Origin of the sequence: Amycolatopsis sp. NPDC023774 (assembly GCF_040639695.1) — a bacterium.
GTDB lineage: Bacteria > Actinomycetota > Actinomycetes > Mycobacteriales > Pseudonocardiaceae > Amycolatopsis.
Genome location: NZ_JBFAAJ010000117.1, coordinates 1 through 1,211, shown reverse-complemented (window position 1 = coordinate 1,211; position 1,211 = coordinate 1). Strand labels below are relative to the sequence as shown.

The window sequence follows — 1,211 nt, the reverse complement described above, 5'->3', positions numbered from 1 at the left end:
CTGCGCCTGGCCACCCGGGTACGGGAACTGGTCGATCAGGGCACCGCCATCGACGCCGCCTGCCGCATCGTCACCCTCGAAGACCAACTCCACGACGCCCAGCGCCTCAACCAAGCCCAGGGCCTCAACACCGCGGAGTGACCCGGCACGCGGCCACCCGCGCCGCGTGCCGCTCTTCGTCCGCAGCCGCACCCGTGGCGTATCCCCTTGCGCCCCGAACTCCTGCGCTGCGAAAGGCCGGGCGTTGCCGGCCACTGCTTGACCGGCAACGCCCCCGCGCCGCCGTGCGACGCACGCTCGTCGGGTCGCGCCCCCGCCCCAGCCATACCCACCACCGGACGTGACAAACGCACGGTCAAGTGTGAGTTTGTGTCATCTCTCCACTTCCGGCGTTCGTTCGAGGTGGGCGGACCGAGAAGTAGCGCACGCCAGCGTTGAAAGGCTGGGAGCGTCCGACCTGCCGACCTCGACGGCTCCCCGGGCGGTGAGCTGGAGCAGCTGCGTGGCCGGGTGGCCAAGCTGGAGGCCCAGCTCCGCTCCGTCTACGTCGATCGGATGCAGCTGCTCGCGGCGGGCACACCCTGCCGGACGCCGTCCGCCGCCACGACCTTCGCGGACCCGGCGCGACGCTGCCGTTGCCGCCGCCGCCCGTTTGCCAGGGGGCCTGTGCGATCGTGGTCGACCTCTGCTCCACCTGACGATCACGATCGTCGTCGCGACAAGACTCGTCCTGTCGGTCCTGGTCACTCTGATCGGGAGGTACATCGTGGTCTCGTTCGTCCACCGGGTCCTGCTCCAGTGGTGGTGGGGCGCCACGATCGGCCGGGCGCTCTTCGGCCTGCACAGCGTGGTCATCACCGCGGGGCGAAGCCAAACCTTGGCGCGCTGCTCAAATTGGCTGGTCCTGGGCTTCTTCACCGCGATCAGCACGCTCTCCGGCTAGGCCCGCCGGCATGCGGAGCCGGACTCAACCAACTATCGCCGCGCACATCGTCATGCCCGCGCTGCGCGGCGCTGGCCGTCGACGTGCTCAACGCCGAACCGACGTAGAACCGGCGTCGTCGGGCCAGGCTCAGTGGGACCAGGCTGGAGGCGTGCTGACCTCGGCCGCACCGTTGCGCCCCGGGCAGCCCATGACGGGCCCGTGCTCGTGGGTGGTCCGGTCGTGTCGAAGCCGGAAGTTGCCCTAGGCGCAGGTGGTCGGGGCGGGA

1 protein-coding gene and 1 pseudogene are annotated in these 1,211 nt (G+C 70.4%); both read left to right on the top strand.

Features of this window, described 5'->3' with window-relative positions:
* Positions 1-141, top strand: a pseudogene (locus AB0F91_RS47255) (MerR family DNA-binding transcriptional regulator); the annotation flags it as partial.
* A 625-nt stretch (positions 142-766) separates the two neighbouring features.
* The gene (locus AB0F91_RS47250) at positions 767-943 is read left to right on the top strand and encodes a hypothetical protein (RefSeq protein WP_360609086.1); all 177 of its coding nucleotides are present in this window, start codon (positions 767-769) and stop codon (positions 941-943) included.
* Positions 944-1,211 lie beyond the last annotated feature (268 nt).